This window comes from Undibacterium sp. Di27W (assembly GCF_049340345.1).
In the GTDB taxonomy this organism is placed as follows: Bacteria; Pseudomonadota; Gammaproteobacteria; order Burkholderiales; family Burkholderiaceae_D; genus Undibacterium.
Genome location: NZ_JBMPOS010000071.1, coordinates 1 through 1,226, shown reverse-complemented (window position 1 = coordinate 1,226; position 1,226 = coordinate 1). Strand labels below are relative to the sequence as shown.

1 protein-coding gene is annotated in these 1,226 nt (G+C 47.6%); it reads right to left on the bottom strand.

What is annotated here, in order from left to right:
• Positions 1–144: 144 nt before the first annotated feature.
• The gene (locus ACO0LF_RS31285; protein ID WP_423021290.1) at positions 145–1,170 is read right to left on the bottom strand and encodes a chemotaxis protein CheB; all 1,026 of its coding nucleotides are present in this window, start codon (positions 1,168–1,170) and stop codon (positions 145–147) included.
• Between the last annotated feature and the right edge of the window lie 56 nt (positions 1,171–1,226).

Genomic DNA, 1,226 nt, shown 5'->3' with positions numbered 1-1,226 from the left:
GCCTACGGTTTTTTTGCCCAGGAGATGAATTTTTAAGGAGCGACGCATAATTGCTCAACAACGCTATTCGTCAAAAAAGCGCTTACATTTCAGCACGCCATATAACAACCGTAGCCGACTTGAGGCTGAGTAAAGAGCAAAATTTCATTCATCGGGCAACTGAGCTATCAGCGTGCGTAATGTTTCTGCATTTTGCTGTGCTTTGATGGCCGCGGTATCATATTTAGCCGCGACCGCATCTAGATTCTTTAGTAGAGCATCCTTTGCCATTGAAGAAAGCAGCATATGCTTCTCTTGTAGAGAACGCATCGCAAACCAAACTGCATTTTCCACCATTTCATTTTGAAATTCCATCAAGCTCCGCTGTGTGTATGCATGCCCGGTATGGCAACGGAAGCGCCGGGGCCGCTGATCATTTAACTCCCATAGCGTTCCATTGCATTCTGGACAGGTAAAAGTCGAGGGTTTGGCAAGCAGCTTAAGGCCGTCTATTTCAACTCCCTCTACGGCAAATTTATTTTCCAGTTTCACCCAATGGGGCACATCGTCAAATTGCGGTATGGTCCCATCACCTTTGACATTGACTTCAACCAGTTGTATCAATGCTTGTGGAATTTCTTCGAGTTTAAGTATGCGATCAACCGCCACATTTTCTATCGCGCTAGCGGGCATATCCGGCGCTAGGGCTTCATCAGGATTTTGAACAATTGCACTTCCACCGCAGGCTTTTATTGCCGCTAGGCCCGCCGACCCGTCATCCAGAGATCCAGTAAGAATAACACCGATTGCACGTCGACCATATGTTGCGGCAGCAGAGCGGAAAAGAGGATCAATCGCGGGGCGCGTATAGTTTTCCTTGGCTGTACGTGCGAGTACCACCCGACACTCTGCTCCCTGTCGCAATAAAGTTAAATGAAAGTCTGGAGGCGCAACCAGCACACGCCCTGCTTCTACTAGTTCACCATGCTGAGCGTGTCTAACTGGTAAAACACATGTACGGGCCAGTAACGATGGCAAGATACTTTCATGCGTCCCAATATGCATTACAACTATTACAGCTGCTGAAAATCGCAACGGTAAGCCTGCGACCACTACTCTTAATGCTTCTACACCGCCAGTAGAGGCGCCTATAACGACAATATCGACAGCAGGATGTGATGTATGTTTCATAGGGCCACAATTGCATGGAAAGGTCCATTAAGTCTGTGCGTTAGAGAACTTACAAC